Annotated in this window: 28 protein-coding genes; 8 read left to right on the plus strand and 20 right to left on the minus strand. The window is 62.0% G+C overall.

Annotated features, from left to right (window positions below):
- Positions 1-133: 133 nt before the first annotated feature.
- The gene (locus tag KF827_RS17360; protein ID WP_291008088.1) at positions 134-1144 is read right to left on the minus strand and encodes a zinc-binding alcohol dehydrogenase family protein; all 1011 of its coding nucleotides are present in this window, start codon (positions 1142-1144) and stop codon (positions 134-136) included.
- A gap of 142 nt (positions 1145-1286) precedes the next feature.
- On the opposite strand from KF827_RS17360, the gene KF827_RS17365 reads away from it, so the two are divergent.
- Positions 1287-1634: a helix-turn-helix domain-containing protein gene (locus KF827_RS17365; protein ID WP_291008091.1), complete on the plus strand. Its 348-nt coding sequence runs from the start codon at positions 1287-1289 to the stop codon at positions 1632-1634.
- A gap of 10 nt (positions 1635-1644) precedes the next feature.
- Here the strand turns inward: KF827_RS17365 and KF827_RS17370 are convergent, their stop codons facing one another.
- Complete coding sequence (locus tag KF827_RS17370; RefSeq protein ID WP_291008094.1) at positions 1645-2847, minus strand: MFS transporter; 1203 nt, start codon at positions 2845-2847, stop codon at positions 1645-1647.
- A 117-nt stretch (positions 2848-2964) separates the two neighbouring features.
- Between KF827_RS17370 and KF827_RS17375 the strand changes: the two genes are divergently transcribed.
- Entirely contained in the window at positions 2965-3858 is an 894-nt protein-coding gene (locus KF827_RS17375; RefSeq protein ID WP_291008096.1) for a LysR family transcriptional regulator, read from the plus strand.
- 24 nt (positions 3859-3882) lie between these two features.
- Here the strand turns inward: KF827_RS17375 and KF827_RS17380 are convergent, their stop codons facing one another.
- From KF827_RS17380 to KF827_RS17390, 3 genes are read right to left on the minus strand one after another with little or no spacing between them, the layout of a single operon-like run.
- Positions 3883-4299: a GFA family protein gene (locus KF827_RS17380; protein ID WP_291008099.1), complete on the minus strand. Its 417-nt coding sequence runs from the start codon at positions 4297-4299 to the stop codon at positions 3883-3885.
- Positions 4292-4774, minus strand: a complete 483-nt coding sequence (locus KF827_RS17385; protein ID WP_291008102.1) for an SRPBCC domain-containing protein — start codon at positions 4772-4774, stop codon at positions 4292-4294. Before KF827_RS17385 ends, KF827_RS17380 begins: the two co-directional genes overlap by 8 nt.
- Positions 4771-5103, minus strand: a complete 333-nt coding sequence (locus KF827_RS17390; protein ID WP_291008104.1) for a metalloregulator ArsR/SmtB family transcription factor — start codon at positions 5101-5103, stop codon at positions 4771-4773. The genes KF827_RS17385 and KF827_RS17390 overlap by 4 nt, the downstream gene beginning before the upstream one ends.
- Positions 5104-5219: 116 nt before the next feature.
- Between KF827_RS17390 and KF827_RS17395 the strand changes: the two genes are divergently transcribed.
- Positions 5220-5690 carry a VOC family protein gene (locus KF827_RS17395; protein ID WP_291008107.1) on the plus strand — a complete coding sequence of 157 codons (471 nt, stop codon included), beginning with the start codon at positions 5220-5222 and terminating at the stop codon, positions 5688-5690.
- An 18-nt stretch (positions 5691-5708) separates the two neighbouring features.
- Here KF827_RS17395 and KF827_RS17400 read toward each other — a convergent pair whose 3' ends face one another.
- Positions 5709-6917 (minus strand): citrate synthase family protein, encoded by a 1209-nt coding sequence (locus KF827_RS17400; RefSeq protein WP_291008110.1) that lies wholly within the window; start codon positions 6915-6917, stop codon positions 5709-5711.
- Positions 6918-7002: 85 nt separating this feature from the next.
- Here KF827_RS17400 and KF827_RS17405 point away from each other — a divergent pair, with 85 nt between their 5' ends.
- Complete coding sequence (locus KF827_RS17405) at positions 7003-8142, plus strand: citrate synthase/methylcitrate synthase (RefSeq protein WP_291008112.1); 1140 nt, start codon at positions 7003-7005, stop codon at positions 8140-8142.
- 32 nt (positions 8143-8174) lie between these two features.
- Here the strand turns inward: KF827_RS17405 and KF827_RS17410 are convergent, their stop codons facing one another.
- Entirely contained in the window at positions 8175-8825 is a 651-nt protein-coding gene (locus KF827_RS17410) for a heme-binding beta-barrel domain-containing protein (RefSeq protein WP_291008115.1), read from the minus strand.
- A 129-nt stretch (positions 8826-8954) separates the two neighbouring features.
- On the opposite strand from KF827_RS17410, the gene ppk2 reads away from it, so the two are divergent.
- Complete coding sequence (gene ppk2 / locus KF827_RS17415; protein WP_291008118.1) at positions 8955-9866, plus strand: polyphosphate kinase 2; 912 nt, start codon at positions 8955-8957, stop codon at positions 9864-9866.
- A gap of 166 nt (positions 9867-10032) precedes the next feature.
- The gene (locus KF827_RS17420) at positions 10033-11406 is read left to right on the plus strand and encodes a radical SAM protein (RefSeq protein ID WP_291008121.1); all 1374 of its coding nucleotides are present in this window, start codon (positions 10033-10035) and stop codon (positions 11404-11406) included.
- 3 nt (positions 11407-11409) lie between these two features.
- Here the strand turns inward: KF827_RS17420 and KF827_RS17425 are convergent, their stop codons facing one another.
- The gene (locus KF827_RS17425) at positions 11410-13035 is read right to left on the minus strand and encodes an ABC-F family ATP-binding cassette domain-containing protein (protein ID WP_291008154.1); all 1626 of its coding nucleotides are present in this window, start codon (positions 13033-13035) and stop codon (positions 11410-11412) included.
- Positions 13036-13174: 139 nt separating this feature from the next.
- On the minus strand, positions 13175-14242 hold the full coding sequence (locus tag KF827_RS17430) for an NAD-dependent epimerase/dehydratase family protein (RefSeq protein WP_291008124.1): 1068 nt from the start codon (positions 14240-14242) through the stop codon (positions 13175-13177).
- Positions 14243-14369: 127 nt separating this feature from the next.
- On the opposite strand from KF827_RS17430, the gene KF827_RS17435 reads away from it, so the two are divergent.
- Positions 14370-15008 carry a TetR/AcrR family transcriptional regulator gene (locus KF827_RS17435; RefSeq protein WP_291008127.1) on the plus strand — a complete coding sequence of 213 codons (639 nt, stop codon included), beginning with the start codon at positions 14370-14372 and terminating at the stop codon, positions 15006-15008.
- A 63-nt stretch (positions 15009-15071) separates the two neighbouring features.
- Here KF827_RS17435 and KF827_RS17440 read toward each other — a convergent pair whose 3' ends face one another.
- From KF827_RS17440 to KF827_RS17490, 11 genes are all read right to left on the minus strand, one after another.
- Complete coding sequence (locus tag KF827_RS17440) at positions 15072-15428, minus strand: zinc ribbon domain-containing protein YjdM (protein WP_291008130.1); 357 nt, start codon at positions 15426-15428, stop codon at positions 15072-15074.
- Positions 15429-15672: 244 nt separating this feature from the next.
- Entirely contained in the window at positions 15673-16776 is a 1104-nt protein-coding gene (locus tag KF827_RS17445) for a macro domain-containing protein (protein ID WP_291008132.1), read from the minus strand.
- Positions 16777-16785: 9 nt separating this feature from the next.
- The gene (locus KF827_RS17450) at positions 16786-17394 is read right to left on the minus strand and encodes a DUF4433 domain-containing protein (RefSeq protein ID WP_291008134.1); all 609 of its coding nucleotides are present in this window, start codon (positions 17392-17394) and stop codon (positions 16786-16788) included.
- 35 nt (positions 17395-17429) lie between these two features.
- The gene (locus KF827_RS17455; protein WP_291008136.1) at positions 17430-17615 is read right to left on the minus strand and encodes a hypothetical protein; all 186 of its coding nucleotides are present in this window, start codon (positions 17613-17615) and stop codon (positions 17430-17432) included.
- Between the two features lie 72 nt (positions 17616-17687).
- A complete protein-coding gene (guaA, locus tag KF827_RS17460; protein ID WP_291008138.1) occupies positions 17688-19247 on the minus strand; it encodes a glutamine-hydrolyzing GMP synthase in 1560 nt (519 codons plus the stop codon).
- Positions 19248-19282: 35 nt separating this feature from the next.
- Positions 19283-19768, minus strand: coding sequence for a tetratricopeptide repeat protein (locus tag KF827_RS17465; protein ID WP_291008140.1), 486 nt, complete (start codon positions 19766-19768; stop codon positions 19283-19285).
- A 38-nt stretch (positions 19769-19806) separates the two neighbouring features.
- Positions 19807-21099 (minus strand): RsmB/NOP family class I SAM-dependent RNA methyltransferase, encoded by a 1293-nt coding sequence (locus KF827_RS17470; RefSeq protein ID WP_291008142.1) that lies wholly within the window; start codon positions 21097-21099, stop codon positions 19807-19809.
- A gap of 6 nt (positions 21100-21105) precedes the next feature.
- Positions 21106-22569, minus strand: a complete 1464-nt coding sequence (gene guaB, locus KF827_RS17475) for an IMP dehydrogenase (protein ID WP_291008144.1) — start codon at positions 22567-22569, stop codon at positions 21106-21108.
- The gene (locus tag KF827_RS17480; protein ID WP_291008146.1) at positions 22566-23267 is read right to left on the minus strand and encodes a transglutaminase family protein; all 702 of its coding nucleotides are present in this window, start codon (positions 23265-23267) and stop codon (positions 22566-22568) included. The genes guaB and KF827_RS17480 overlap by 4 nt, the downstream gene beginning before the upstream one ends.
- Before the next feature lie 161 nt (positions 23268-23428).
- Positions 23429-24115, minus strand: coding sequence for an RlmE family RNA methyltransferase (locus KF827_RS17485; RefSeq protein WP_291008148.1), 687 nt, complete (start codon positions 24113-24115; stop codon positions 23429-23431).
- 14 nt (positions 24116-24129) lie between these two features.
- Complete coding sequence (locus KF827_RS17490; protein WP_291008150.1) at positions 24130-25203, minus strand: Ppx/GppA phosphatase family protein; 1074 nt, start codon at positions 25201-25203, stop codon at positions 24130-24132.
- Between the two features lie 206 nt (positions 25204-25409).
- Between KF827_RS17490 and KF827_RS17495 the strand changes: the two genes are divergently transcribed.
- Positions 25410-26297: molybdopterin cofactor-binding domain-containing protein (locus tag KF827_RS17495; RefSeq protein ID WP_291008152.1), on the plus strand; the 888-nt coding region annotated here is incomplete at its 3' end.

The raw sequence follows: 26297 nt of genomic DNA on the forward strand, positions 1-26297 counted from the left end.
ACTTCCTGCCGCCCTGGACCATCATCCTCGGCTTTCTGCTGCTCGGCGAACCGGTGAGCATGCGGGAGATTCTGGCCACGATGATCGTACTGCTCGGCGTGGCCATCGTCTCCCGCCAGGTTGGCTCGCGGCGTTAGAACCCTTCCAGCACCACCTTGCCCTTGGCCTTTCCAGTTTCGATGAAGGCATGGGCGCGCTTGAGATTGGCGGCGTTGATAACACCGAAATGCTCGCCCAGCGTGGTGCGCAAAGTACCGGCATCCACCAAGCGGGCCACCTCGGCCAGCAACCTGCCCTGCTCAGCGATATCAGCCGTGGCAAACATCGAGCGGGTGAACATGAATTCCCAATGCACCGACACGCTCTTGCGTTTGAACGGGCTGATATCCAGGCCAGCGGGATCGTCGATCAGCGCGAAGCGGCCTTGGGGCGCGATCAGCTTGGCAATCTCTGCCAGATGATCCTCGGTATTGGTGGTGGAGAACACGAAGCCGGGGGCAGCGATACCCAGCGCCGCAATCTCATCGGCCAACGGCTTGGTATGATCCACCACATGATGGGCCCCCAGCGCCTGCACCCATTGCCGGGTTTCCGGCCGTGAGGCAGTGGCGATCACGGTTGCATCGGTAAGCCGGCGGGCAAGCTGCACCGCAATCGAACCCACACCGCCAGCACCGCCGATGATCAGAATGGCAGGTTTCGCGCCTGGCACGGCTTTGCGGATATCAAGACGATCGAACAGCGCCTCCCAGGCCGTGATCGATGTGAGCGGCAGGGCGGCCGCTTCGGCAAAGTTCAGGGATTGCGGCTTATGCGCAGCGATGCGGGCATCCACCAGATGATATTCGGCATTGCAGCCCGGGCGCGTCAGGTCGCCGGCGTAATAAACCGCATCGCCGGGCTTGAAGCCCTGCACCTGCGGCCCTGCCTCCACCACCACGCCGGCGGCATCCCAGCCCAGCACCTTCCATGCCCCCTCGCCGCCGGCCCGGCGCCGCACCTTTGTATCCACCGGGTTTACCGCGATGGCCTTTACCTGCACCAACAGGTCATGCGCCTGGGGCGTGGGCCGCGGCAATTCGATATCCACCAGGGAGTCCGGCGCCTCGATGGGGCCGATTTCCTTATAACCGATGGCACGCATGGTAAGCTCCTTGCTCTGTCGTTTGGGCTCTGTCGTTTGGGGTGTATTGTCCAGCGATGATTTGCGCCATACAATGCATAAAGACAAGAACGCACATTTAACGCCCATAGTATCAAAAACGATACTGTGGACAGGAGGAGCCATGGCCCGCCTACGCCACAAGAGCCTGGATTGCAGCCCCGGCTGCGCCGTGGAAGCCACGCTGTCGCTGATCGACGGTAAATGGAAAGGCGTGGTGCTGTATCACCTGTTTGAGGGCACGCTGCGCTTCAACGAATTGCGGCGCCGGCTGACCAACTGCACCCAGCGTATGCTGACCAACCAGCTGCGCGAGTTGGAAGCCGACGGCTTGATCAGCCGCAAAATCTATCCGGAAGTGCCGCCGAAGGTGGAATACAGCCTCACGCCCAAGGGCCGCAGCCTGGAGCCGGTGATCATGGCGCTGAAGCTGTGGGGCGACCGCAATGCGATGCTGAAGCAGGCAGCCTAGGATCTGCTGTCTAGGCTGGCCGCCGCGCCGAAAGCTGCAACAGCAGGCCAGCCAGCGCAAACAGCGCGCCCAAAGCCGACACTGCCATCCAGCCCGCCCATTGCCAGGCCAGCATGGCAAGCGCCGAACCGGCAGCACCGCCCAGAAACATCATCGACATGAACAATGTGTTCAGCCGCGCACGGGCATCGGCACGCAGGGCATAGATCACATGTTGGTTGCTCACCAGCACCGCCTGGGCTGCGAAATCCAGCAGGATAACGCCGAGGACCATGCCGACCAGCGATGGCCACAGGCCAAGGATCATCCAGGACAGCAATACAAGCAAACAGCCCAGCAGGATCACCCGCTGCGGCCCCTTTGCATCGGCGATGCGGCCGGTAATCGGCGCGGCAGCCACGCCCACAAGGCCTACCACGCCAAACAAGCCGGCTACTTCCGCACCCAGGCCGAATGGCGGCTGCTGCAACCGCAATGCCAGCACGGTCCAGAACACCGAAAACGCACCGAACAGACAGGCCTGGATCAGCGCGGCACGGCGCAAAGCCGGCAATTCGCGCCACAGATGCAGCAACGACAGCATCAACCGGCCATAGCCCAACCTGCTTTCGCCACGACTGGACGGCAACACGAAAGCCAGCCACAAAGCCGTGCCCAAGGCCATCGGCACCGCCAGCCAGAACATCTCGCGCCAGCCATAATGGCTGGCGACGAAACCGGCCAGGGTACGGCTGAGCAGAATGCCGCTGAGCAGGCCGGCCATGACAATGCCCACCACCGCGCCGCGCTTCTCCGCCGGCGCCAGATGCGCGGCAAAAGGCACGATCTGCTGCGCCACACAGGCACTGACCCCGATCAGGAAGGAGGCCGCCACCAACACCCAGCCATTGGGCGACCAGGCCGCCAGCGCCAAAGCCAGCGCCAGCAGCCCGAACTGCACCAGGATCACCCGCTTGCGATCCAGGATGTCGCTCAGCGGCACCAGGCAGAACAACCCAAGCGCATAGCCCAGCGGCGTAGCCGTCGGCACCAGGCCGCCAATGCCGGTGCCGAAAGCGGCCTCGATATGGCCCAGCATCGGCTGGTTATAATAGATATTGGCCGCACCAAGCCCGGCAGACGCGGCCATGGCGAAGGTGAGCATCGGCGGCAACGGCCGCTGCGCGGTCTCGCCGGATTTTATCTGCGGCGCATTCATCTGGGGGGCATTCATTGTCATCACATCCTGCACGGGATGCCTCCATCTCTAACGGATAAGGCATAGTACCGACAGTGAGAGGCTGGATTTAGTGTTTGAATTTGAACTTCCAATACATCATAAAATGATGCAATGAATCTCACCGACATAGCCATCTTCGTGGGCGCCGTGGATGCCGGCAGCCTGGCCGAGGCCGCGCGCCGGGCCGGCATTCCGCCCTTGATGGCCTCGCGCCGGCTGGCGGCATTGGAAGACGAAATCGGCGCCCGGCTGCTCAACCGCACCACCCGGGCGCTGGCATTGACCACCCAGGGCGAAACCTTCCTGCCCCATGCCCGCGCCTTGCTGGATACCGAAACCGCTGGCCGCGCCTCGGTGGGGGGACAGCAGGATCAGGCCAGCGGCCTGTTGCGCCTTACGGCCTCCGTGGCCTTTGGGCGCAAGATCGTGACCCCGCTGCTGGTGCGCTTCATGGAACGGCATCCGGCACTGCAGGTGGATCTGATGCTGACCGACAGCATCGTGGATATCGTTGGCCAGGGCTTCGATCTCGCTCTGCGCATTGCCCTGTTGCGCGACAACAGCCTGGTGGCCCGCCGCCTCAGCGACAATCCGCGCAGATTGTATGCCGCGCCCGCCTATCTGCGCCGCGCCGGCAAACCGAAAACTCCCGCCGATCTTGCCCGGCATCAATGCCTGGCATTGGGCGACACAAGCCATTGGGTTTTTATCCAGGATGGCAAAAACCGCACAGGCAGGAAAACCCTGCGGCAAAAAATCGGCGGCCGGTTGAAACTCAATTCCATCGACGCCATCCATCAGGCCTGCCTGGATGGCGCCGGCATCGCCCTGCTTGCAGAATGGGATGCGCGCGAGGATGTGGCCAGCGGCAAATTGAGTCCGCTCGCGCTTGCTGGTCATGTGCCGGAACCGCTCGGCATCTGGGCGGTTTATCCCAGCGCGCGATTATTGCCGCATAAGGTGCGGCTATTCGTGGATTACCTGCAGCGTGAGATACGGCGCTGACGCAGCTTCCCTCCCGCTGAACACCTACCCCGTCGGCATGCGTTCGAATACCGCCAGGCTCGGATCGAGATGATCCCAGGCATGGGCACGCTGATGATAGGTCACCGCCTGCGGCTTGAAACGGCCGGGATTGTCCAGGCTGGCGGCGTGGATGGTGAACAAGTCGGGCATCGCGGCAAAAGTGAGGTAGACCGGCGCGCCGCAATCGGGGCAGAAGGCATGGCTTTTCACATTGCCGCTATCGGCCACGATATCGTAATGCCGCGCCTGCCCGCTCAGCTTCACCGCGGCGCGGCTCGGGAAGGTGAGATAGCTGCCATGGCCCGTGCCGCTTACGCGCTGGCAATCGCGGCATTGGCATTCATTGGAAAAGATCGGCTCGGCAGCGATTTCGTAACGGATGGCGCCGCAGATGCAGCCGCCGGTATAGGCGTCAGTCATGACTCGCTTCCTTGTCTTGCTCGGCGGCCATGGCATCGAGATTCTTGATCACCTTCGGCCAGCCATCGCCCATGCTCTTGAAGGCAGTCTGGTTGCGCGGCAATTCGAAGCCGGAATGCACCACGCGCAGCCGCGTGCCCAGCGGCACTTTTGTGAGCGTGAAGGTGACCCGGGTATCCAGCTTGGAACCATAGCCGACATTCGCTTCATCGCCGCCCTGCCAGGAATAAACGAAGCGCTCGCAGGGCTTCACTTCCAGCACGCGGCAGCGGATGGTGCCATCCCATTTGCCTGCCGGCGTGGTCTGAAAGCTGAAACGCTGGCCCTCGATGGCAGCGAAATCCTTCGGCGGCATCATCCAGCGGGCGATCAGGTCGCCATCGGTCAGCACCTTCCAGATCACGTCCGGTGCATGAGGAAACACCTCGTCCACCACGATATCGTGCAGGGCAACCTGCGGCATGGCTTGGCTCATGGATCGATTTCCTTCAACAGGTTGCGAATATTATTGAAGCGCTTGCGCCAGAAAGCGCGGTAATGGCTCATCCAGTCGGCCAAGGGCAGCAAACCGCCAGGCTGGGCGCGGTAATACACATTACGGCCTTCCGGGCGCTCGGCCACCAGACCGGCCTGTTTCAGCGCCTTCAGATGCTGCGAAACAGCACCCTGCGTTACGCCGCTGCCGCGCGTCAGCTCGGCCACGGTGATTTCATCGGCCTCGGCAATGCGCTCGAAAACCGCGCGCCGCGTGGGGTCGGCCAACGCGCGCATGAGGATGGTGATCTGTGTGGTTTCGCTGTTCATGCGGAAAGCATTAGCCAATACTTATTCATTAGTCAATGCTAATTTTAATGCGCCAACCTATTTTCTCCTGCCCCGATTTACGGCAGACTCACACAAACCATAACGGAGGCAACGACATGAGAGTGACGCAACATCTCTGGTTCGAAAAGGATATGCAGGCGGCGCTGCACTGCTACATATCGCTGATTCCCGGTTCGTCGCTGGATTGGCAAACGGCGGTGATGGCGGATAATCCCAGCGGCCCGGCTGGCAGCGTGCAGATGGCGGGCTTCACCTTGGGCGACCAGCGCTACATGGCCATCGAAGCCGGACCGCTGGATTCCTTCAACCACAGTTTCTCGATCATTGTGGAATGCGACAGCCAAGCCGAGATCGACCGCCTGTGGACCGCGCTGGGCGAAGGCGGCAGCTATGAGCAATGCGGCTGGCTGCGCGACCGCTGGGGCCTCAGTTGGCAGATCACGCCGAAACGGCTGGGCGAATTGATGAGCCACCCCGATCCCGCCGTGGCCAAACGGGTGACGGAAGCGATGCTGAAAATGGCGAAGCTGGATATCGCAGCGTTGGAGAAAGCCGCCAAATTATAGGCACTGTATAACGTTGATTCAGTCGGCTATAGCCGGACCAGTATAGCGCGCGCGGGGGCGGATCAACTTGCCCTCGCGATGCTGTTCCAACGCATGGGCGATCCACCCAACCGTGCGGCCGATGGCGAACAATGCCAATGCCGAATCTTTCGGCAAGCGCAAGGCGCGGCGCACCGAAACCAGCGCAAAATCCACATTCGGTAATTTTCCCGCACCATCCCGCATCACCGCCGCCAGGGCATTTCGGCTGGCATCCCGGGGCAGCAGCGGCAGCAAGGCGGCGGCGCGTGGATCACCTTCCGGATAGAGCTGATGCTCGAATCCCGGCACGCCTTCGCCACGCCGCAAGCGAGCCTCCACCACGGCGGCCGCATCGCCGACAGTGTCGATCTCCTGCAACAGCAGTTCCACCAAACTCGTCGTGCCGCCATGCAGCGGGCCGCTGAGCGCCGCCAAGCCGCCAGTCAGACAAGCCCCAAGCGATGCGCCGGTGGATGCCACCACGCGCACGGCAAAGGCGGAGGCATTGAATTCGTGATCCGCCAGCAGCACCAGAACGCGGCGCAGAATATCCGCGCCCGATGGCTTGAGTTGCCAGGCACGAGCCAGATGAAGATGGATCGGCTGCGCATCCGGCTCGCTCAGGCTGGTAGCGGCGGCCAATGCGCGCAGCAAGGCCGCCGCGCCCGACCAAAGCCTGCTGGCATCGCGCTGCCATGCCGTTGCACGGCCGGCCGCGATCAATGGCAACATAGCCTGGCAACGTTCAATCAACGGCAAGGCCGCCAAGCGCTTCAACAATCCGGGCTGCCAGGGCGGCGGCAAGGCCTGGTCGGCGATGAACGGATTCTGTGCCTCGCATTGCCAGAGCAGCCGCGCAACATCCTCCAATGTCGCTGTCTCGGCCAGACGCGCGGCATCTTGGCCGCGATAATACAAGCGCCCATTCTCGATCAACGTGATGCCGGAACTCAGAACCGGCAAACCCCAATCCAGGCTTTGCGCCGCCGCCTCGCGCGGGCGCCGGCCCACCGCCTTGCGCTTCTTCAATGCCTCAACGTCATGCGCGTTATACAGCCGCTGGCGTGTATCGCCATCCGCCGCGCTGGACCGGATCAGCCCACGGCTGACATAGGCATAAAGCGTAGCGCGGCTGACGCCGAGGCTTTTCGCCGCCTTGGCGGCATCCAGGAATAGCGGCGGCTTGGAAATCTGCGGCTTGGCCATGGCGACTTTATATTGATCATTTGAATCAAGATTGACTATATAACCACAATCAACATCCTCATGACAGTGAAACATGAGGATAGCCATGACCAACTCAAGCAAAACCGCCCCGCAACTCGCCGTCGATCAATCCCAGGGCAATGCCGGGCTGGAGGGCGTGATCGCCGCCGAAACCCGGCTGAGCCATGTGGATGGCATGGCCGGACGATTGATCCTGCGCGGCTATGATCTGGATGCTATCGCCGATTGGCGTTTCGAGGCTTTGCTCGCCCTGCTCTGGCAGGATCTGGCACCGGAAAACCTGAATGCGGCGCAAATCCAAACCGCTTTGGGCAAGGCGCGGCAGCACGCTTTCGGTTTGCTCGATCCCCTACTCGGCATGACCGACCGCCTCTCCCAGGTTGAGGCCTTACGGCTGCTGCTATCGGCGCTGGCCGATGCGCAAACCGAGGCGCATCATGTACTGGCTGTAGCGGCCGTGCCGGTCTTCGCCGCCGCCATTGCGCGCCGCCGCCAGGGTCTCGTGCCGCTGCAACCCGATGCGTCGCTCGGCCAGGCCGCGGATTATCTGCGGATGCTGCATGGCAAGCCGATGCCGGAAGCCATGGCCAAGGCGCTGAATACCTACATGGTGACCGTGGCGGATCATGGCATGAATGCTTCCACCTTCACGGCGCGGGTGATCGCCTCCACCAAGGCGGGATTATTCTCGGCGGTGATCGGCGGGCTTTGTGCGCTGAAAGGCCCGCTGCATGGCGGCGCGCCCGGCCCGGTGCTGGATATGCTGGACGCCATCGGCGAGGCGCAGTGCATCCGGCCCTGGCTGACAGATGCCTTGGCGCGCGGCGAAAGGCTGATGGGTTTCGGCCATCGCATCTATCGCGTGCGCGATCCGCGCGCCGATGTGCTGAAAGCGGCGGTTGCTAACCTGCGCGATGGCAGCGGCAGAATCCGCTTCGCCGAAACCGTGGAAGCCGAGGCATTGGCCTTGCTCAGCGAAAAGAAGCCGCTGCGGCCGCTGCAAACCAATGTGGAATATTACACCGCGCTGGTGCTGGAGGCCGTGGGCTTTCCGCGCGAAAGCTTCACCAATGTTTTCGCCGCCGGCCGCATGGCGGGCTGGACCGCCCATGTGCTGGAGCAGGACAGAACCGGCCGCCTGATCCGCCCGCAATCGCGCTATATCGGCCCTGCGCCGATGGCGAGCCACGCAGCGGCTTCATAGCCGCTGCGGGATAGCCATAAAGGCCCGCTGCCTCAGCCCTGCTTGGCGCGCACCCGCAGCAGCAGCGGATTGGGCTGCGGTTCGGCCACTTTGCGCAGGCGGTTCACATCGCGATGCCGGAACAGCTCCGTGCGGCCGCGCACCATCAGCATGGTGTCGGACACGTATTTCCAGCTGCCATCGGGATCGAAGGTGATTTCCAGGCGATAGGAATCCGTGCGGAAGGCGTATTCCAGAAAGTCCGTCGAGCAGATGCCGTAATTGGTCTGGCCGCGCGTGGCTTCCACCACCAGGCTCGTGTCGTCCGGCTTGGCCTGGCCGACCGCCAACGCGGTCTGGCCGCGCGGAATGGTGAGCGATTGCATGATCAGCCCGGTTGCCGGCTCCCACAGCCAATATCCGACTTGATCGTGGAAGGTGATATCTTCCTCCCGCGTATTCACATGCACATGATAACGCAGGCCATAGAAAAGCTGCGGCCCATTGGCCTGCGGATCGGTGGGCTGCATCTCGATGCGTTCGATATACGGACGCCGCTCCGGCCCATCGGCCTTGGGGTTGAGGTCGACGCCCTTCTCGCCTTCCCACACGCCAGCCAGGCGGCGCAGCGGCCCGAGATTGGCCAGGGTATCGGGATCGACATCATCCGGCTCGGTGAAGATGTCTTCGGGAAATGGATTCATGCTGGTCCCCTGCCTGACGATTCAGGCCCGCCACACTGCCGGTCCGCCACGATTTCCGCAATGTCCCGGCCGTGTCACCAGATTGTAAAAACTTCCGGATAACACTCTGGCCAGCGAAAAGAGGATCCCATGACCGAGCCGACCGAAACCCGCAGCTGGCTGGAAATCGAACTCGAGGACGATCTCGACGAAGAACTGGAGCAGGCCGTCGATGACGCCCGCATTCCGCCCGAACTGCGCAAGTTGCTGGCCACACGCAAAAAGGGCACCATCGACCGGCAAACCTATTTCACCGAGTTGCTGCGCCTGCAGAGCGAGCTGGTGAAACTGCAAGACTGGGTGCGCCACAAGGGCCTCAAGATGGTGATCCTGTTCGAGGGGCGCGACAGCGCCGGCAAGGGCGGCGCCATCAAGCGCATCATCCAGCGCGTCAACCCCCGCACCTGCCGCGTGGTGGCGCTGCCGGCGCCATCCGACCGCGAGAAGACCCAGTGGTATTTCCAGCGCTATGTGCCGCACCTGCCAGCCGCCGGCGAGATCGTGCTGTTCGACCGCAGTTGGTACAACCGCGCCGGCGTCGAGCGCGTGATGGGGTTCGCCAGCCCCGGCGAGGTGGAGGATTTCTTCCGCGACGTGCCGGAATTCGAGCGCATGCTGGTGCGCTCCGGCATCATCCTGGTGAAATACTGGTTCTCGATCACGGATGAGGAACAGCAGCTGCGCTTCCTGATGCGCATCCACGATCCGATCAAGCAGTGGAAACTGTCGCCCATGGACCTGCAGTCGCGCGTGCGCTGGGAGCAGTATACCAAGGCCAAGGAAGACATGTTCGCGCGCACCAGCATCCCCGAGGCGCCCTGGCATATCGTGGAAGGCAACGACAAGAAGCGCGCGCGGCTGAACCTGATCGCGCACCTGCTTTCGGTGATTCCCTACGAGGAAATCCCGCACGAGGATATCGCCCTGCCCGAGCGCGTGTTCGACCCGAATTACGAACGGCGGACGCTGCCGGCGGAGCTGTATGTGCCGCAGAAGTATTGAGGTGAGAACAGTCCCGAAAATTTAGCTTTTAGATCAAGGTGATCACCAGGTCTCTGGACCGGTTATAACCACTTTAGATTCCCCACCGTCCGCACTTCAAAAACCGCTGAAGCTCCCTACATACGCATAAAACAGCTCGCCATGATGGCAAGCAGGGGACTTCACGATGCCACGTTCAAATACCGTGCTGTTCATTTCCGCAGGACTGTTCTCGCCGAAAAAAAGAGATCACCCGCTGGCGCGCCGCCAACTCTACTTGAACTACGGAGCTTTATCTCTCGCCACTCAGTTACATAAGCAAGGATTGGATACCAAGTTAGTTCACGGGGAACACGACGATCCAAAAGAATTTCTCACCAGTTTAATTAGCGATGGCCTCATACCTTCCGCATACCCCATAATGTTGTCTATACCCAGCTTTTACGCTCTGGGTTGGACGAAGGCATTTTGTTATGAACTCAGGGCTTTCGACCCAGAGGCCCATATCATTCTAGGAGGACGATGGGTTACTAGCCCGGACCCAGACTGGCTTGCGCAGCACATTCCTCAAAGCGACAGAATCATCTGCGGACTTGCCAACAATAAAATTAATGGCCTACTTGGGCTCAAAAACGAAATCATCGATGGCGGCGACCTTCCCGAAGTTCCGCTTGACCATCGGTTGGTTCGTAACTTTCAGCTATTTCAGCCTAGCCTCGAGGCATCACGGGGCTGCGGCATGGGTTGCAAATTTTGTGAAGAGCGAGATATCTCGCTTGGTAGATTAAAATCACCAAGTCGACTCGCGAGCGATCTGGCCTCTTTGCAGGACCAGTATGGCGATCGCAATATTCGGCCGTATTTGCAATCTTCTTATTTCCTGCCTAATCCGCGCTGGGCTAAAGAATTCCGCGAAGAAATGGAGCGTCGTAAACTCACTATTCAGTGGCGCACGGAAACTCGTGTAGACAGCATGCTAACAGAGACAGTTGGGCATCTAGCTGCAGCGGGTCTTAAGGTGATCGATCTAGGGTTAGAATCAGCATCTCCGGCTCAAATCTTAGCTATGCGAAAATCAAAATACCCCGAGAAATACCTCGCCGCAGCATCGCGCTTAATACAGGACTGCGCTGCTAATGATATCAATGTAAAAATCAATATTCTGCTCTACGCTGGAGAAACAGAAAGAACATTATCCGAAACAACATCATGGCTGGATGCCCATGCAAGTTGCATTAAAGGCGTTTCAGTTGGCCCTGTAATCACCTACGGCCCACCGAAGCAAGCATCCCCTCTATTAGCCGAGCTAACCAGCCAAGGCGCCCGACCGGTTGACCCCAACAGTGCTCAACACACTGGGGTTACGCACCTTCATCTTAGCGATACTCTTGATGCAGACGCTGCAGAGGGGGAAAGCTTGAGAATCTCCCGCCGCTACATGACGCGGGATGAATATTTCGAATTGAAGGCGTTCTCTTACTATCCTCGAAACTACACTCGGACCGATTTCGATGCTGATATCGCCAATTCTCCGAAAGATCGGCTGCCTTTCCAAATATAATGATCACCCCGGATGCAGGCCGGGTGCTTCCTGGCCGGTGCGCGCCACATACTCCGTGTAGCCGCCGGTGAATTGATGCACGCCTTCCGGGGTCAATTCCAGCACGCGGTTGGACAGGGCTGCAAGAAAATGCCGGTCATGCGATACGAACAGCATGGTGCCCTCGAAATTCGAGAGCGCCGTTACCAGCATTTCCTTGGTGGCCATATCCAGATGGTTGGTCGGTTCGTCCAGCACCAGGAAATTCGGCGGATCGAACAGCATCATCGCCATCACCAGCCGCGCCTTTTCGCCGCCCGATAAAACGCGGCAGGTTTTTTCGATATCGTCGCCGGAGAAGCCGAAACAGCCGGCCAACGTGCGCAAAGTGCCCTGCCCGGCCTGCGGGAAAGCCTTATCCAGGGTTTCGAAGATGGTGTCGTCGCCATCCAGCAGGTCCATGGAATGCTGGGCGAAATAGCCCATCTTCACGCTGCTGCCGATGCTGACGCTGCCCTGGTCCGGCTGGGTATCGCCGGCCACCAGCTTCAACAGCGTGGATTTGCCCGCGCCATTGGCGCCCAGCACGCACCAGCGCTCCAGCCGGCGCACCTGGAAATCCAGGCCGGCATAGATCGACTGGCTGCCATAGCCCTTATGCACGGCCTTGAAGCCGGCCACATCCTCGCCCGAACGCGGCGGGCTGCGGAATTCGAATTGCACGGATTGGCGCCGACGCGGCGGCTCGACACGTTCGATCTTGTCCAGCTTCTTCACCCGGCTCTGCACCTGGGCGGCATGGGAAGCGCGTGCCTTGAAGCGCTCGATGAACTTGATCTCCTTGGCCAGCATGGCCTGCTGGCGCTCGAACTGCGCCTGGCGCTGCTTTTCGTTCAGCGCGCGCTGCTGGTCGTAGAAATCGTAATTCCCCGAATAGGTGGTGAGCGTGCCGCCGTCGATCTCGATGATCTTGCCGACGATGCGGTTCATGAATTCGCGGTCATGCGAGGTCATCAGCAACGCGCCGTCGTAATCTTTAAGGAAGGCTTCCAGCCAGATCAGGCTTTCCAGATCGAGATGGTTGCTCGGCTCGTCCAGCAGCATGCCATCCGGGCGCATGAGCAGAATCCGCGCCAAAGCCACGCGCATCTTCCAGCCGCCCGACAGCAGCCCCACATCGCCATCCATGCGCTCCTGGCTGAAACTCAGGCCCGCCAGCACCTCGCGCGCCTTGGCTTCCAGGGCATAGCCATCCAGTTCCTGAAAGCGCGCCTGCACATCGCCATAGCGCTCGATCAGGGCTTCCATCTCGTCGGCCCGCTCGGGATCGACCATGGCGGCCTCAAGCTGCGCCATCTCGGCGGCCAGCGCGCTCACCGGCCCCACGCCATCCATCACGGCGGCGACAGCAGACTGGCCGGACATCTCGCCCACATCCTGGTTGAAATAGCCAATCGTCATGCCGGTATCGATCGCCACCTGGCCGTCATCCGGCTTTTCCTCGCCCACGATCATGCGGAACAACGTGGACTTGCCGGCGCCATTCGGCCCCACCAGACCGGCCTTCTCGCCTTTTTGAATGCCCATCGACGCATCGATGAACAGAATCTGATGGCCGTGCTGCTTACTGACGTTATCGAGACGAATCATGGGGTCCGTGCGGGCTGGAAAGGACAGGCGCATGGACATATCCACGCGCCCAGGCCGCACAGGCGGCCCGGGGATGCCCTATCAGGACCGGGCGGAAATTTCCAGTTACTTGCCCGATACGCGTTAAATCGCCGCCGGCTCAGGGCGCAATCGGGGCCGGCTGCGCCAAGCCGGGCGCTACATGGACGGCATGCGTGCCGCGCCCCATGGCGGCAATCCCTTCGGCAAAGCGCACGCGCGGCGCATAGCCAAGCTCGGCGCGCGCCTTGGCGATATTGATGGTGAACGGCTTGCCGATCAGGCGGAGCATCTGGCGCGTGATCGGCGGTTCGCCGCTGCGCCCCAGCAGGCGCCATGCCGCCCCCATGAGACCTGCCATCATCCAGGCCAGGCGGAATGGCACAGCGCGATCTTTCGCCACCACGCCTCGCGTGGCCAGCAAAGCCGAGATAACACTCTTCAGCGTGCCATTCTCTCCATCGGATACAAAGTAGGACTCGCCGCCCCGCCCATGATCGGCGGCCAGCAGCAGCGCGTCGCAGAGATTATCGACATGGCAGGTGGACATGGCCTGGCCGCCGCCATCGACCCACTGGAAGCGCCCGGCCCGCACGGTTTCGGCCATGTGATCGAGGGTTGGCATATGCGGCCCCCAGATAAAGGGCGGGCGGATGGCGATGGTCTCGAAGCCAGGGCGGCGGTTATTGGCGGCCAGCAGCAAGCGCTCGCCTTCGGCCTTGGAGGATGAATAGGGCGCGAAGTCGCGCGTCTGGAGCGGAAGCCTCTCATCGGCTTCGAGCATCGGCTCCGGATCGCCCATCACCACCGCCGCGGCGCTGACGGCAACCACGCGGCGCAAGCCTTGGGTCGCGGTTGCGGCATCCAGCAGCATGCGCATCCCCTCGACATTGACGCGGTCGAATACGGCGCGCGGTCCCCAGAGCCTGAAATGCGCCGCGACGTGAAAAACCACCTCGCAGCCCTCCATTCCAGACCGCAGAGCCGTCGCGTCCGTGAGATCGCCCTGCACCGGGATAGCGCCGGACCGGCGCACGGCTTCAATCGCCTCAGGGCTGCGCGCCAGCGCCTTCACTTGCCAGCCCTGGCTGACAAGGCGCGCGATCAGGCGGGCGCCGACAAAGCCTGAGCCACCAGTGACGAAGGCGGATCGTAGCGTCGCTGCGGTCTGTGGGCTGAAAGTCTGCATGGAAACCTCCGGGTGGGGCGATGGCGATGCGCCCTACTATAGACCCAAATGAACAATATTCAACGAACATTTTATATAAAGTGTTCGTTGTTGCATTTTATGCCGTTGTGCCTTAAAGGTTCCGCTTATGCCGGCGCCTCGCCCCACCAGTGAAGACCCCTCTTTCCGAGACCAGATTCTCGATGCGGCTCGTACCCAGTTGAGACGCTTTGGAGAGGCGAAGACGAATGTCGTCGATATCGCCCGCGCCCTCGGCACATCGCACACCACCATCTACCGCCACTTCCGCTCCAAGGCGGAAATCTTCGACGCCGTGGTGGCGGAAGCCATGCGCGATGAAGAAGAGATGGCGCGTCGCTTCGTCGATGTGGATGGCCCGGCGGCCGAGCGGCTTGAGGCCATGGTGCTGGCCCTGCATGCCCGCAAGCGCGAGCGTTTCGCGGGCGACCCGGAGGTTTACCAGCTCTATCGGCGCATTGTTGATGAGCGGCCAGATATCATCGCGGCCTATGCCCGCGCGATGACGGCGCTCATCGCCCAGATACTAGCGGATGGCGTCAAGCGACGGGAATTCAAGATCGACGACGCTGCAATCGCGGCAGGCGTGGTGCGGGATGCCGTAACCGTGTTCGTGCATCCGGCTCATGTCGAGGCAGCCGTAAAGGCCGGCCTGCCGGTGGAGGCGATGGCAAGGAATGTTGTGCGCAGCCTTGTCGCTGCCTTCCGCGCCGGCATGCGGTACGGACAGGATGGCTCAGAAGGCTAAAGGCCGCCTCTGGCGCAGAAGCGGGCATGGCCGCCTGAATCATCCTATTCGGTTATAAGCAAGTCAGATTTTCCTGACGAATTCCGACTTCAAGCTCATTGCCCCGAAGCCATCAATTTTGCAGTCGATGTCATGATCTCCATCGACCAGACGAATATTCTTGACCTTGGTCCCCATCTTCACGACCCCGCCCGATCCCTTGAGTTTCAGGTCTTTGATGACGGTGACGCTATCGCCATCTTGCAGCACGTTTCCAGCGGCGTCGCGGTAAACACGTTCGTCCGACCCGGCGACGGCCCCGGTGACGGCTTCGGCCTGAACCAGCCATTCGTTGCCGCATTCGGGGCAGATATAGAGCCCGCTGCCATCTTCATAGGTGAGGCTGGATTGGCATTTGGGACAAGGGGGCAGAATGCTCATATCAAAAAATCCTAGAAACTTTCTCCGGCATATCCGAGAAGCCTACAGATACCATGCGGGCCTCACCGGCGCGCTTATGGTATCGGCATTACCTTTGAAATTAAATCAACAGCTTATAAAAACCTCACAGCATCGATGAACAAAATCTGATGGCCGTGCTGTTTGCTGATGTTATCGAGGCGAATCATGTATCCGAACTAACTGAAAAGTCTGAAGACTCGTCATTCTCAACTGCGGTAATCTGTTAGGTCGAAGATATCGCTGCAGCTGAAGGGGCCGACGCCTCGCGATGCGAGGGAACATGGATGATTTTCTCCAGCCATCCCCGCTCGATTAGCACATTCAGAGCCAAGGCGATTTGATCAGCAGCAAAGAGCTTCTTGCGAACATTCCATTCGTAAAATTTCGATTGAACGTCCAGCAGGGTCCGCGCGCCTTCGTTTTTTGCGACCCAATAGACTGTGGACAGAAGTTCTAGTCCATACGGTGTTTCAAATCCGTCCAAGAGTTTAGCCACGCGATCAAAGCGCTCGCGCGTCTTAGTTTGATCAGTGAGAAACCGATCCGCATCTTCGTATGCGCCTGGGACCAGATTTAAGCGCTTCGCGGGATCATCGCCGCCATCGGAGTAACCCGCGACCAAGTGCCCTTCAATGCTGCTCAGCACGTGACGCAAATTTTCCGCGTAAGGTCCGTAGTTCGCCTTGCGATAGGTAAGCCGGAGTTGTTCGCCGGCCTCTTGCAAAAAAAACATTAGCTTATGAACTTCCAGAAGCGTTACGAAGGGGTCCATTAGCCCGTTTAAATAGCGTTGCATAAGTACAACTAGCGCGGCGCGCCCGGCGGTCATATGTGGAACTTTGCGATTCCGGGCGAGCGCTGCCGAATCTGGCGCCCCGGACGGTTCATAAATAACCACAGCAACATTGGGAGGCATGTGCTCCACCGCTGCGATGATTCGTGGGCGGACTTCGCTCCAATTAAGTCCACCCAGTCCAGAACCGAGGGGCGGAATTGCAATAGATCGAATTTTGCGCTCGTTGACGACCTTTGAGAGATCAGCCAAGCCCACCTCAATATCTTCTATACGACTCTTGCCTTTCCAATGCCGCTTCGTCGGGAAATTGATGACATAGCGCGGCGAGAGGACGCCCGTCTCGTAGACAAACATTTTCCCCGGTTGAACTTCATTGCGAGCGCAAGCTGCCGCATAGGCTCTAAAGTTTTCCGGAAATGTGTTTTTGAATTGCAGCGCGATACCTCGCCCCATCACGCCAACGCAATTGACGGTATTCACAACCGCGTCAACATCAGCTTCGAGTATATCACCAGTTCGGAATTTGATCATTGCGTCACCTCAGTAATACCAAGCCGGAAGGATTTGAACCAGTGGCTTGTGCGTTGCTTTGATTAACGCGGTCGCAACAGAATTGAATACGCCCTTTGAATAAACGCCGATACGCTCCACTAGGTGCCATGGGAAGTGCTGGTACATTAGAAATTCGGCCTGCTTGGCTTCCTTAACTTCGGCGCCCGCCCATTGCTCCGCGCTGATGTGCTGCCAATTCAATTGCTTGAGACGGGCTGTATCTTTCCAGAACTGAGTGTACGCTGCACCAGCGTTCGACCCACTGAACGCCCAGCTATGCTTGTGCTGATCGGCCCATTGTATGACCCTATTTAGGTCTGCTTCCAAATGGACGATCGGTTCCTGCCCCCCTCTATATGTGAGCTCAGAGCTATTAGCGCAATGAATTACGTAGAGCATCACAGATCTCGGGCAAAAGTAGAAAGGCACGAAATCGCCAACCATCGCGTTGGAATAACACGTGACCGGAAGCTGCAATCGGCGCGCTTTGATTGAGCCCATACCGATGGTTGTCCCTGGCAGTTTTAACTTCACGATCTCCGCATCACACAGCAGTTTGTTGTGCTCGATGATTGATGGAAGGCGATCAACATTCACGATGTGGTATATCTTGGGGGCTACCGGGGGTGGAGTCATTTGCCCCCCTCCGGATAACCGAGCTTGGCCAATCGCTCTCTGAGGAGCAGACGGATCGCCTCGGGCCGCGTGGGTATGTCCTTCTGCTTACGCCGGTAATCATCGAGCAGGGCCAAAAGCGCTGACGGCAATCTGACCATCACGGGTTCAGTGTCCGCCTTCGGCCTGCCCTTCTGCGCCATCACCTACCTCGAGTCGCCATGATTTCTTGATATCAAAAATCTGACGCGAAGCCAAGAGCTATTACCTCCCCCTCACTCCCACTCAATCGTCCCCGGCGGCTTCGAGGTGATGTCATACGTCACACGGTTGATGCCGCGCACTTCGTTGATGATGCGGGTGGCCACGCGGCCCAAAAAGTCGTGCGGGAATGGGAAGTAATCCGCCGTCATGCCATCGGTGGAGGTGACGGCGCGCAGGGCGCAGGCCTGATCATACGTGCGGCCATCGCCCATCACGCCCACGGTGCGCACCGGCAGCAGCACGGCGAAGGCCTGCCAGATCTGGTCGTACAGCCCGGAGCGGCGGATTTCGTCGAGATAGACCGCATCCACTTCGCGCAGCAGATCGAGCTTCTCGCGCGTGATGTCGCCCGGAATGCGGATGGCGAGGCCGGGGCCGGGGAAAGGATGGCGGCCGACCAGGCTTTCCGGCAGGCCGAGTTCGCGGCCCAGCATGCGCACTTCGTCCTTGAACAATTCGCGCAGCGGCTCGACCAGCTTCATGTTCATGCGCGCCGGCAGGCCGCCCACATTATGGTGCGACTTGATGGTGACACTGGGGCCGCCGGTGAAGCTGATGCTTTCGATCACATCGGGATAGAGCGTGCCTTGCGCCAGGAATTCGGCGCCGCCGATTTTCTTCGCCTCGGCCTCGAACACATCGATGAACAGGCCGCCGATGGTCTTGCGCTTGGTTTCCGGGTCGCTGACCCCGGCCAGCTTGCCGAGGAAAAGGTCGGACGCGTCGTTATGCACCAGCGGGATGTTGTAATGATCGCGGAACAGGCGCACGACCTCTTCGCCCTCGCCCTTGCGCAGCAAGCCATGATCGACGAACACGCAAGTGAGCTGCTCGCCGATGGCTTCGTGGATCAGCACGGCAGCCACAGAAGAATCCACGCCGCCGGACAGGCCGCAGATCACGCGGCCCTTGCCGACCTGTTCGCGAATCTTGGCAATCGCCTCGCTGCGAAAGCCCTTCATGGTCCATTCGCCCGAACAGCCCGCCACCTTGCGCACGAAATTATGCAGCAGCTTGGCGCCATCCAGGGTGTGCATCACTTCCGGGTGGAATTGCACGGCGTAGATTTTGCGCGCATCGTTGGCAATCGCGGCATAGGGCGAGCCGTCGCTGACACCCACCACGCGGAAGCCATCGGGGATTTTGGTGATCTTGTCGCCATGGCTCATCCAGACCTGGTGCTTTTGGCCCTTGGTCCAGACGCCATCGAACAAGCCGCAATCATCCTTGATCTCGAGGAAAGCGCGGCCGAATTCGCGGTGATGGCCGGTCTCCACGCTGCCGCCCTGCTGCATGCAGATGGTCTGCTCGCCATAGCAGATGCCGAAGATCGGCAGGCCGAGTTCGAAGGCCTTTTGCGGCGCGCGCGGCGAGAATTCCTCCGTGGTGGAGGCCGGCCCACCGGAGAAGATGATGCCTTTCAGAATGCCATGCTCGCTTTCGATGGTCAGCGCGGCTTCCGCCTTCTGGAACGGCACGATCTCGCAATACACGCCGGCCTCGCGCACGCGCCGGGCGATCAACTGCGTTACTTGCGAACCGAAATCGATAATGAGAATACGCTCGGCCATCGTTGCCGCTCACCTTTCCTGGAGGCTGATGAAATTCAGCTCGGTTTGGCCGCTTTGTAAGCGGCGATCTTGGTCTTCAACTCGGTATACTCGGCGCAGCCGAAGCTGCAAAGGCCATCCAGCTTCTTGAGTTGCTCTTCCGCCTTGGGCAGATCGTTGGCCTTCAGATAGGCCTCGCCCAGATATTCATGGGCGCCGCGATGCTTGGGGTCGATGGCCAGCGCCTTGCCATAGGCATCGAAGGCCGCCGGCAGGTTGCCGTTGTTGCGCTGGGCGAAGCCGAGCCAGTTATAGGCATCGGCATTCTTGGCATCCTTGGCCACCACGGATTCGAGCAGCGGAATGGCCGCCGCCCAGTTCTTGGCATCGATGGCCTTCTTGCCGGCATCGAGATTGGGATCGGCCTTGGCCGGCTCGGCGGTGGCCGGCGCGCTGCTGCCGCCCATGGCCAGGGCCGGCATGCTGAAGCCCAGGCCGAGAGCCAGGGCGGAGATCACGGCAAAGCGGGTCATAGTCTTCATGGCGAACCTCCAGGTCTGTGCCATTATAACAGCTTCCCTCATGCTTGGCGCTGCATCACGGCGGCGAAGAAACCATCCGTGCCGTGCCGCAAGGGCGAAAGCCGCAGTCGATCATCGCTGAACGGGCAATCCGTGGATAGCGCCGCCCCCCAGGCCTGGGCCAGGGGGACCGGTCTCACGTCCGGGTGATCGGCCAGGAATGCGTCCACCGGCTGATCATTCTCGAAGCCGAAGATCGAGCAGGTAGCATACAGCAATATGCCGCCGGGCCGCAGCAGCCGGGCGCCCTGGCGCAGCAGGTCGGCCTGGGCAGCGCGCAGGTCGTCCAGCGCCTCGGGGCCGAAACGCCAGCGGCTTTCCGGGTTGCGCCGCCAGGTGCCGCTGCCCGAACAGGGCACATCCAGCAGCACGCGGTCGGCCTGGCCCTCCATGGCTTCCAGCAAGGCAGGCAGCTTATCCGGCCCGCAGGTTTCGACGATATCAAGGCCGGCCCCATTCAAGCCGGCGCGGCCTAAACGCGGCTTCAAACGGTCCAGCCGGCGGCCATCACGGTCGGCGGCGATCAGGCGGCCCTTGTTGCGCATCTGGGCGCCCAGCAGCAGGGTTTTGCCCCCTGCCCCGGCACAGAGGTCGATCACGGTTTCGCCGGGCCTGGCGCCCAGCAGCAGGCCGGCCAATTGGGCGGCCTCATCCTGCGGCTCGATCAGGCCATCGGTGTAAAGCGGATGGCTTTCCAGCCGCACCTGTTTTTCCAGCCGGATGCCCAGCGGCGAATACGGCGTGGGCACGGCGGCGATGCCTTCGGCAGCCAGTTGCTCAAGGATATCGGCACGCTTGGCCTTCAGGCTGTTCACCCGCAGGTCCAGCGGCGCGCGGCCGTTCAGCGCGGCCAGTTCGGCTTCCAGGCTGTCGCCGAATTGTTCGGCGGCCAGATCGCAAAGTTCGGGCGGCAGGTTCACTTTTGCCCAAAGCGGCGCCTGATCGGCCGGCGGCATGGCGGCCAGCGCCGCGCGCTCGGCCTCGTCCAGCGGCGGCGGCGCATGATTGCTGCCATCGCACAGCGCAGCGGCCTGCTCCGGTGTCAGATCCGGATCGGCCAGCATGAAATGCCGCGGCGTGAGTTCAAGCCCTGCGGCTTCCAGCCGCCAGCGCCGCACGCCCTGTTGGCGCAGGCCGGCATAAACCATCTCGCTCACCGCGCGGCGATCCTTCGCCCCGGCATAGCGGTTGTTGCGTTGCCAGCTGGCCAGCAGGCGGTCGGCGGCGCGGTTGGAGCCGAGCACGGCGCCGAGGATTTCCATCGCGGCGGCGAGGCGGGCCTGGGGCCGCATGCCGCCTTAACTATCCTGCCGGTAGTTGGGCGCCTCACGCGTAATCGCCACATCATGCACATGGCTTTCGCGCAGGCCGGCAGAGGTGATGCGCAGGAAGGTGCAGCGGGTACGCATGGCTTCCAGATCGGCATTGCCGGTATAGCCCATCGCCGCGCGCAGGCCACCCACCAGCTGATGCAGGATGGTGCCCACCGGGCCCTTGTAGGGCACACGGCCCTCGATGCCTTCCGGCACCAGCTTCAGCTTGTCGGACACTTCCTGCTGGAAATAGCGATCCGCCGAACCGCGCCCCATGGCGCCGATCGAGCCCATGCCGCGATAGGATTTATACGAACGGCCCTGATACAGAAACACTTCGCCGGGCGCCTCGTCGGTGCCGGCCAGCAGCGAGCCGATCATGCAGCAATCGGCACCGGCCGCAATCGCCTTGGCCACATCGCCGGAAAACTTGATGCCGCCATCGGCGATCACCGGCACATTGGCCTTCTGCGATACAGAAACGGCATCCAGCACGGCGGTCAGCTGCGGCACGCCCACGCCGGCCACGATGCGCGTGGTGCAGATCGAGCCCGGGCCGATGCCCACCTTCACGGCATCCACGCCGGCATCGATCAGCGCCTGCGCGCCCTCGGCAGTGGCGACATTGCCGCCCATCACCTGGGTGGAGTTGGAGCGCTTCTTGATTTCCGAGATCGTGCGCAACACGCCCGCGCTATGGCCATGCGCGGTATCCACCACCAGCACGTCCACGCCGGCGGCGATCAGCGCCTCGGCGCGCGCCAGGCCATCCTCGCCCACCGAGGTGGCGGCGGCCACGCGCAGGCGGCCCTGCTCGTCCTTGGCGGCATTGGGATATTTCTGCGCCTTCTCGATATCCTTCACGGTGATCAGGCCCACGCAATGGCCCTGATCATCCACCACCAGCAGCTTTTCGATGCGGGCCTGATGCAGCAGGCGCTTGGCCTCTTCCATCCGCACGCCCTCACGCACAGTGACCAGGCGATCCTTGGTCATCAACTCGCGCACCGGCTGGCTCATATCGGTGGCGAAGCGCACATCGCGGTTGGTGAGGATGCCAACCAGCTTGCCGCGTTCGCCTTCGGTTACCGGGATGCCATGAATGCCGTAACGCTCCATCATCGCCAGTGCGTCGGCCAAGGTGGCATCAGGCATGATGGTGAGCGGGTTGATCACCATGCCGCTCTCGAACTTCTTCACGACGGCCACTTCGCGGGCCTGTTCCTCGATGGTGAGATTCTTGTGGATCACGCCGATGCCGCCGGCCTGCGCCATGGCAATGGCCATGCGGGCTTCGGTAACCGTGTCCATCGCCGACGAGATCAGCGGAATGTTGAGCTGGATCGAACGGGTAAGCCGCGTGCGGGTATCCACCTGGCTGGGCAAAACCTCGGAGGCGCCGGGCTGCAACAATACGTCGTCGAATGTATAGGCTTCGCGGAATTTCATACTGTCCTCGTTTCAGCAGCCTCGGCGGCGAAATCGCCGCCCAATGTGCGTTGCAGGCTGTCGCGCATCAGATTTGGGTAGGCTTCGTTCATGCCGTGCAGCCAATCGGCGAAGGGCAGGTCGGCGAACTGGCCGCGATCGGCCACGTATTCCATATGGCGGCGCTGATCGGCATCGAAAGGATGGAAGACCGAATCCTGCTCGCCATCGAATTCCAGCGGCAGCACGCGGAATTTCTCGCAAAGCTCGATATTGAAGGCCGGCGTGGCCTTCACCCAGCGGCCATCGATCAGCAATTCGGTATAGCCGTGATAGAAAAACACATCGGTGCCCATCAATTCGCGCAGGCGCGGGGTGGCCAGATGGTTCTTCACATCGGCAAGGCCGATGCGCGAGGGGATATCCAGCGCACGAGCCACGGCAGCCAGCAACACCGCCTTGGAAACGCAAAAGCCGCGCCCGGTTTCCAGCACGCGGCTTGCCTTCATCCCCGCCTCGGTGGGCTCGATCGAATAGGGATCGTAGAGGAATTTGTCGCGCACAGCGTAATAGGCCGCGATGGCGCGCGCTTTGGGATCGGCGATCTTGGCGAATGGCGCCGCAAAGGCGCGCACGGCCGGATGGTCGCTATCGATATAGGGGGTGGCGGCAAGGTAGGCCTGCTCCACCGTCTTGTCGGTTTCGCCCGACACGGTCATGGGAGACTCCGTGGTTCCTTGCCGCGGAGGATATAGACGGCTTTCACCCCGCCGTAAAGCCGGCAATATCCGCCTGAATATCAGGGTTGCGTCTCAAGCATGGGTTCCTGGCATGGGTCCCTGGCATGGGTCCCTGGCATGGGACGCCGGAAATCAACAGGTTAGGCCGAATCGCCGCGAAAACCGGTGGCAATCACGTAGCTTTCGGCGCTATCGGCCCGGCTGGCTGGCGGTTTCACATGGCGAACCGTGCGGAAATCTCGCTTCATGGCATTCAGCAGTTCGTTTTCCGTGCCGCCGCGCAGCACTTTCGCCACGAATCCGCCGCCCGGCGCCAGCACCCTGCGGGCCAGATCCAACGCCGCCTCGCAAAGCGACATGATGCGGATATGGTCGGTCTGCCGGTGACCGGTGGCCGGCGAAGCCATGTCCGACAGCACCACATCCACCGGACCGCCCAAAGCCTCGATCACCTTGGCATCGGCGCCTTCGCTCAAGAAATCGAGCTGCATCACGGTGGCACCGGGCAATTCCGGCATCGGGTTGATATCCACCGCCAGCACCGAGCCGCCGCCCTTCTCTCCCGCCTTCACGCGCTGTATCGCCACCTGGCTCCAGCCGCCGGGCGCGGCGCCGAGATCGACCACGACCTGCCCCGGCTTGAGGAAGCGGTGCTTGTCGTCGATCTCCTGCAGCTTGTAGGCCGCGCGCGAGCGAAAGCCCTCGCGCCTGGCCTGCGCCACGTAAGGGTCGTTCAACTGGCGCTCCAGCCAGAGCTTCGACGACAGCTTGCGCTTGCCGCCGCTCTTCACCGTCACATGCAGTCGCCCGGTGGTGTCCTTGGCCATGGAATGCGCTTCCGCTACGACGCCACGAGCGCGCCGTCGACGCGCATCATCTCCACCAGCATGCCCTCGCGCAGGCCGCGATCGGCGACGCGCAGCCGCGGCAGCGGGAAAGCCCGGCGGATGGCGTCGAGGATGGCGCAGCCGGCAAGCACGAGGTCGGCGCGCTCGACGCCGATGCAGGCATTGCGCGCGCGCTCCTGATAGGTCATCGCCAAGAGCCGCGCGACGGCGCGATCGAGGTCGCCGCTCGCCATCCACAACCCGTCCACCTTGCGCCGGTCGTAGTGATGCAGCCCGAGATGGATGCCGGCGACGGTCGTCACCGTGCCCGACGTGCCGAGCAGGTGCATGCCGGCGAGATCGCGGCCGTGCGCGGCGGCGAAGGAGCCGAGATGCCCCGCCACCTCCGCGACCATCGCATCGTAGATCGCCGGCGTCACGTCCGCCCCGCCGAACCGCTCCGCCAGCGTCACCACGCCGAGCGGCAGCGACATCCACGGGCCCTTGACCGGCGCCGCCTGCGGCATGCCCGCAGGGCGCTCGATCCGCACCACTTCGGTGGAGCCGCCGCCGATATCGAACAGCACGGCGCCGCGCGCCTGCGGATCGAGCAGCGGCGAGCAGCCGACCGCCGCGAGCCTCGCCTCGGTCTCGCGATCGATCACCTCGAGGCGAATTCCGGTCTCCCGTTCGATCAGGCCGAGGAAGGCGTCGGCATTGTCGGCCGCGCGGCAGGCTTCGGTGGCGATGGTGCGCAGCCGGGTCGCGCCCTTGGCGCGGATCTTCTCGCCGCACACGCTCAGGGCTCCGACCGCACGGGCGATTGCGGCCTCGCTGATGCGGCCCGTGGTGGAAATGCCCTCGCCGAGCCGGATGATCCGCGAGAACGAATCGATCACACGGAAGCCGTCGCTCGCCGCGCGCGCGATCAGCAGGCGGCAGTTGTTGGTGCCGAGATCGAGCGCGGCATAGGCCGTGGACGAACCGGGGCCGCGGCGGAACCCGCGGCCCGGCAGCCTCTCGGCAGCCGGTTCCGGCAGGTCAGCGCGCAGCCGGCCGCTCTCGCGCAACCGTGCTTCCTCGCCCATGCAAATCCATCTCTGCGCCGCCGGATCGGGCGGCGCGCATTCTGTTCAAATCAAGTCTAACAGCGTGTGTCGGCGGCGCAACCGCAGCATGCGCCCCTCACATTGCGGTTCGGATTTCACCGACCTGGCCCGATGTGCTATCAGCGCAGGCCGCGCGGCGTTTCGCGCCGCAAGCCGTCATTTCAGCGGATTTTCCATGCTTCACCATGCTCCCCGGCAGCCCGGCCGAAAATGATATCGCACTGCAAAAATTCGCCGTCGGGCAACCCGTCCGCCGCAAGGAGGACGACACCCTGCTGCGCGGCAAGGGCGAATATACCGACGACATCAGCCTCCCCGGCCAGGCCTACGCCTGGATCGTCCGCAGTTCCCACGCCCACGGCATCATCAGGAGCATCGACATCGAGGCCGCCCGCGCGATGCCCGGCGTGCTCGGCGTCTGGACCGGCAAGGAGCTGGCGGCGGCCGGCTACAATCCCTTCACCGCCAGCCTGCCGCTGAAGAACCGCGACGGCTCGCCCCTGCTGCAGACCAACCGCCCGGCGCTCGCCACCGACAGGGTGCGCTACGTCGGCGATCCGGTCGCCTTCGTGGTGGCGGCGACGCCCGCGCAGGCGCGCGACGCCGCCGAAGCGGTGGAGCTCGACATCGATCCGCTGCCCGCGGTGACCGGTGCGGAGGATGCGGCGAAGCCGGGGGCGCCGCAGCTCTACGACCACATCCCGAACAACATCGCGCTCGACTATCATTCCGGCGACACCGCCGCGCTGGACGCGGCCTTCGCCAAGGCCGCCCATGTCACGCGGCTCGACATCGTCAACACCCGCCTCGCCGTGGCGCCGATGGAGCCGCGCGCGGCGCTCGCACGCTACGACAAGGCGACGGAGCGCTACATCATCGACGTGCCGACGCAAGGCGTCGCCGGCAGCCGCAACACGCTGGCCAAGCTCCTGAACGTGGCGCCCGACAAGGTGCATCTTCTGACGCACAATGTCGGCGGCTCGTTCGGCATGAAGGCCGCGGTCTATCCCGAATATGTCTGCCTGCTGCATGCGGCGCGCGACCTCGGCCGCCCGGTGAAATGGACCGATGAG

Origin of the sequence: Ferrovibrio sp., from assembly GCF_019636075.1 — a bacterium.
In the GTDB taxonomy this organism is placed as follows: Bacteria; Pseudomonadota; Alphaproteobacteria; order Ferrovibrionales; family Ferrovibrionaceae; genus Ferrovibrio.

What these genes read in the sequence shown, in the direction of transcription:
- KF827_RS17360 (WP_291008088.1), bottom strand. Translation starts at nt 1,144, where the DNA reads ATGCGTGCCATCGGTTATAAGGAAATCGGCCCCATCGAGGCGCCGGAC.
- KF827_RS17365 (WP_291008091.1), top strand. Translation starts at nt 1,287, where the DNA reads ATGGCCCGCCTACGCCACAAGAGCCTGGATTGCAGCCCCGGCTGCGCC.
- KF827_RS17370 (WP_291008094.1), bottom strand. Translation starts at nt 2,847, where the DNA reads ATGAATGCCCCCCAGATGAATGCGCCGCAGATAAAATCCGGCGAGACC.
- KF827_RS17375 (WP_291008096.1), top strand. Translation starts at nt 2,965, where the DNA reads ATGAATCTCACCGACATAGCCATCTTCGTGGGCGCCGTGGATGCCGGC.
- KF827_RS17380 (WP_291008099.1), bottom strand. Translation starts at nt 4,299, where the DNA reads ATGACTGACGCCTATACCGGCGGCTGCATCTGCGGCGCCATCCGTTAC.
- KF827_RS17385 (WP_291008102.1), bottom strand. Translation starts at nt 4,774, where the DNA reads ATGAGCCAAGCCATGCCGCAGGTTGCCCTGCACGATATCGTGGTGGAC.
- KF827_RS17390 (WP_291008104.1), bottom strand. Translation starts at nt 5,103, where the DNA reads ATGAACAGCGAAACCACACAGATCACCATCCTCATGCGCGCGTTGGCC.
- KF827_RS17395 (WP_291008107.1), top strand. Translation starts at nt 5,220, where the DNA reads ATGAGAGTGACGCAACATCTCTGGTTCGAAAAGGATATGCAGGCGGCG.
- KF827_RS17400 (WP_291008110.1), bottom strand. Translation starts at nt 6,917, where the DNA reads ATGGCCAAGCCGCAGATTTCCAAGCCGCCGCTATTCCTGGATGCCGCC.
- KF827_RS17405 (WP_291008112.1), top strand. Translation starts at nt 7,003, where the DNA reads ATGACCAACTCAAGCAAAACCGCCCCGCAACTCGCCGTCGATCAATCC.
- KF827_RS17410 (WP_291008115.1), bottom strand. Translation starts at nt 8,825, where the DNA reads ATGAATCCATTTCCCGAAGACATCTTCACCGAGCCGGATGATGTCGAT.
- ppk2 (WP_291008118.1), top strand. Translation starts at nt 8,955, where the DNA reads ATGACCGAGCCGACCGAAACCCGCAGCTGGCTGGAAATCGAACTCGAG.
- KF827_RS17420 (WP_291008121.1), top strand. Translation starts at nt 10,033, where the DNA reads ATGCCACGTTCAAATACCGTGCTGTTCATTTCCGCAGGACTGTTCTCG.
- KF827_RS17425 (WP_291008154.1), bottom strand. Translation starts at nt 13,035, where the DNA reads ATGATTCGTCTCGATAACGTCAGTAAGCAGCACGGCCATCAGATTCTG.
- KF827_RS17430 (WP_291008124.1), bottom strand. Translation starts at nt 14,242, where the DNA reads ATGCAGACTTTCAGCCCACAGACCGCAGCGACGCTACGATCCGCCTTC.
- KF827_RS17435 (WP_291008127.1), top strand. Translation starts at nt 14,370, where the DNA reads ATGCCGGCGCCTCGCCCCACCAGTGAAGACCCCTCTTTCCGAGACCAG.
- KF827_RS17440 (WP_291008130.1), bottom strand. Translation starts at nt 15,428, where the DNA reads ATGAGCATTCTGCCCCCTTGTCCCAAATGCCAATCCAGCCTCACCTAT.
- KF827_RS17445 (WP_291008132.1), bottom strand. Translation starts at nt 16,776, where the DNA reads ATGATCAAATTCCGAACTGGTGATATACTCGAAGCTGATGTTGACGCG.
- KF827_RS17455 (WP_291008136.1), bottom strand. Translation starts at nt 17,615, where the DNA reads ATGGCGCAGAAGGGCAGGCCGAAGGCGGACACTGAACCCGTGATGGTC.
- guaA (WP_291008138.1), bottom strand. Translation starts at nt 19,247, where the DNA reads ATGGCCGAGCGTATTCTCATTATCGATTTCGGTTCGCAAGTAACGCAG.
- KF827_RS17465 (WP_291008140.1), bottom strand. Translation starts at nt 19,768, where the DNA reads ATGAAGACTATGACCCGCTTTGCCGTGATCTCCGCCCTGGCTCTCGGC.
- KF827_RS17470 (WP_291008142.1), bottom strand. Translation starts at nt 21,099, where the DNA reads ATGCGGCCCCAGGCCCGCCTCGCCGCCGCGATGGAAATCCTCGGCGCC.
- guaB (WP_291008144.1), bottom strand. Translation starts at nt 22,569, where the DNA reads ATGAAATTCCGCGAAGCCTATACATTCGACGACGTATTGTTGCAGCCC.
- KF827_RS17480 (WP_291008146.1), bottom strand. Translation starts at nt 23,267, where the DNA reads ATGACCGTGTCGGGCGAAACCGACAAGACGGTGGAGCAGGCCTACCTT.
- KF827_RS17485 (WP_291008148.1), bottom strand. Translation starts at nt 24,115, where the DNA reads ATGGCCAAGGACACCACCGGGCGACTGCATGTGACGGTGAAGAGCGGC.
- KF827_RS17490 (WP_291008150.1), bottom strand. Translation starts at nt 25,203, where the DNA reads ATGGGCGAGGAAGCACGGTTGCGCGAGAGCGGCCGGCTGCGCGCTGAC.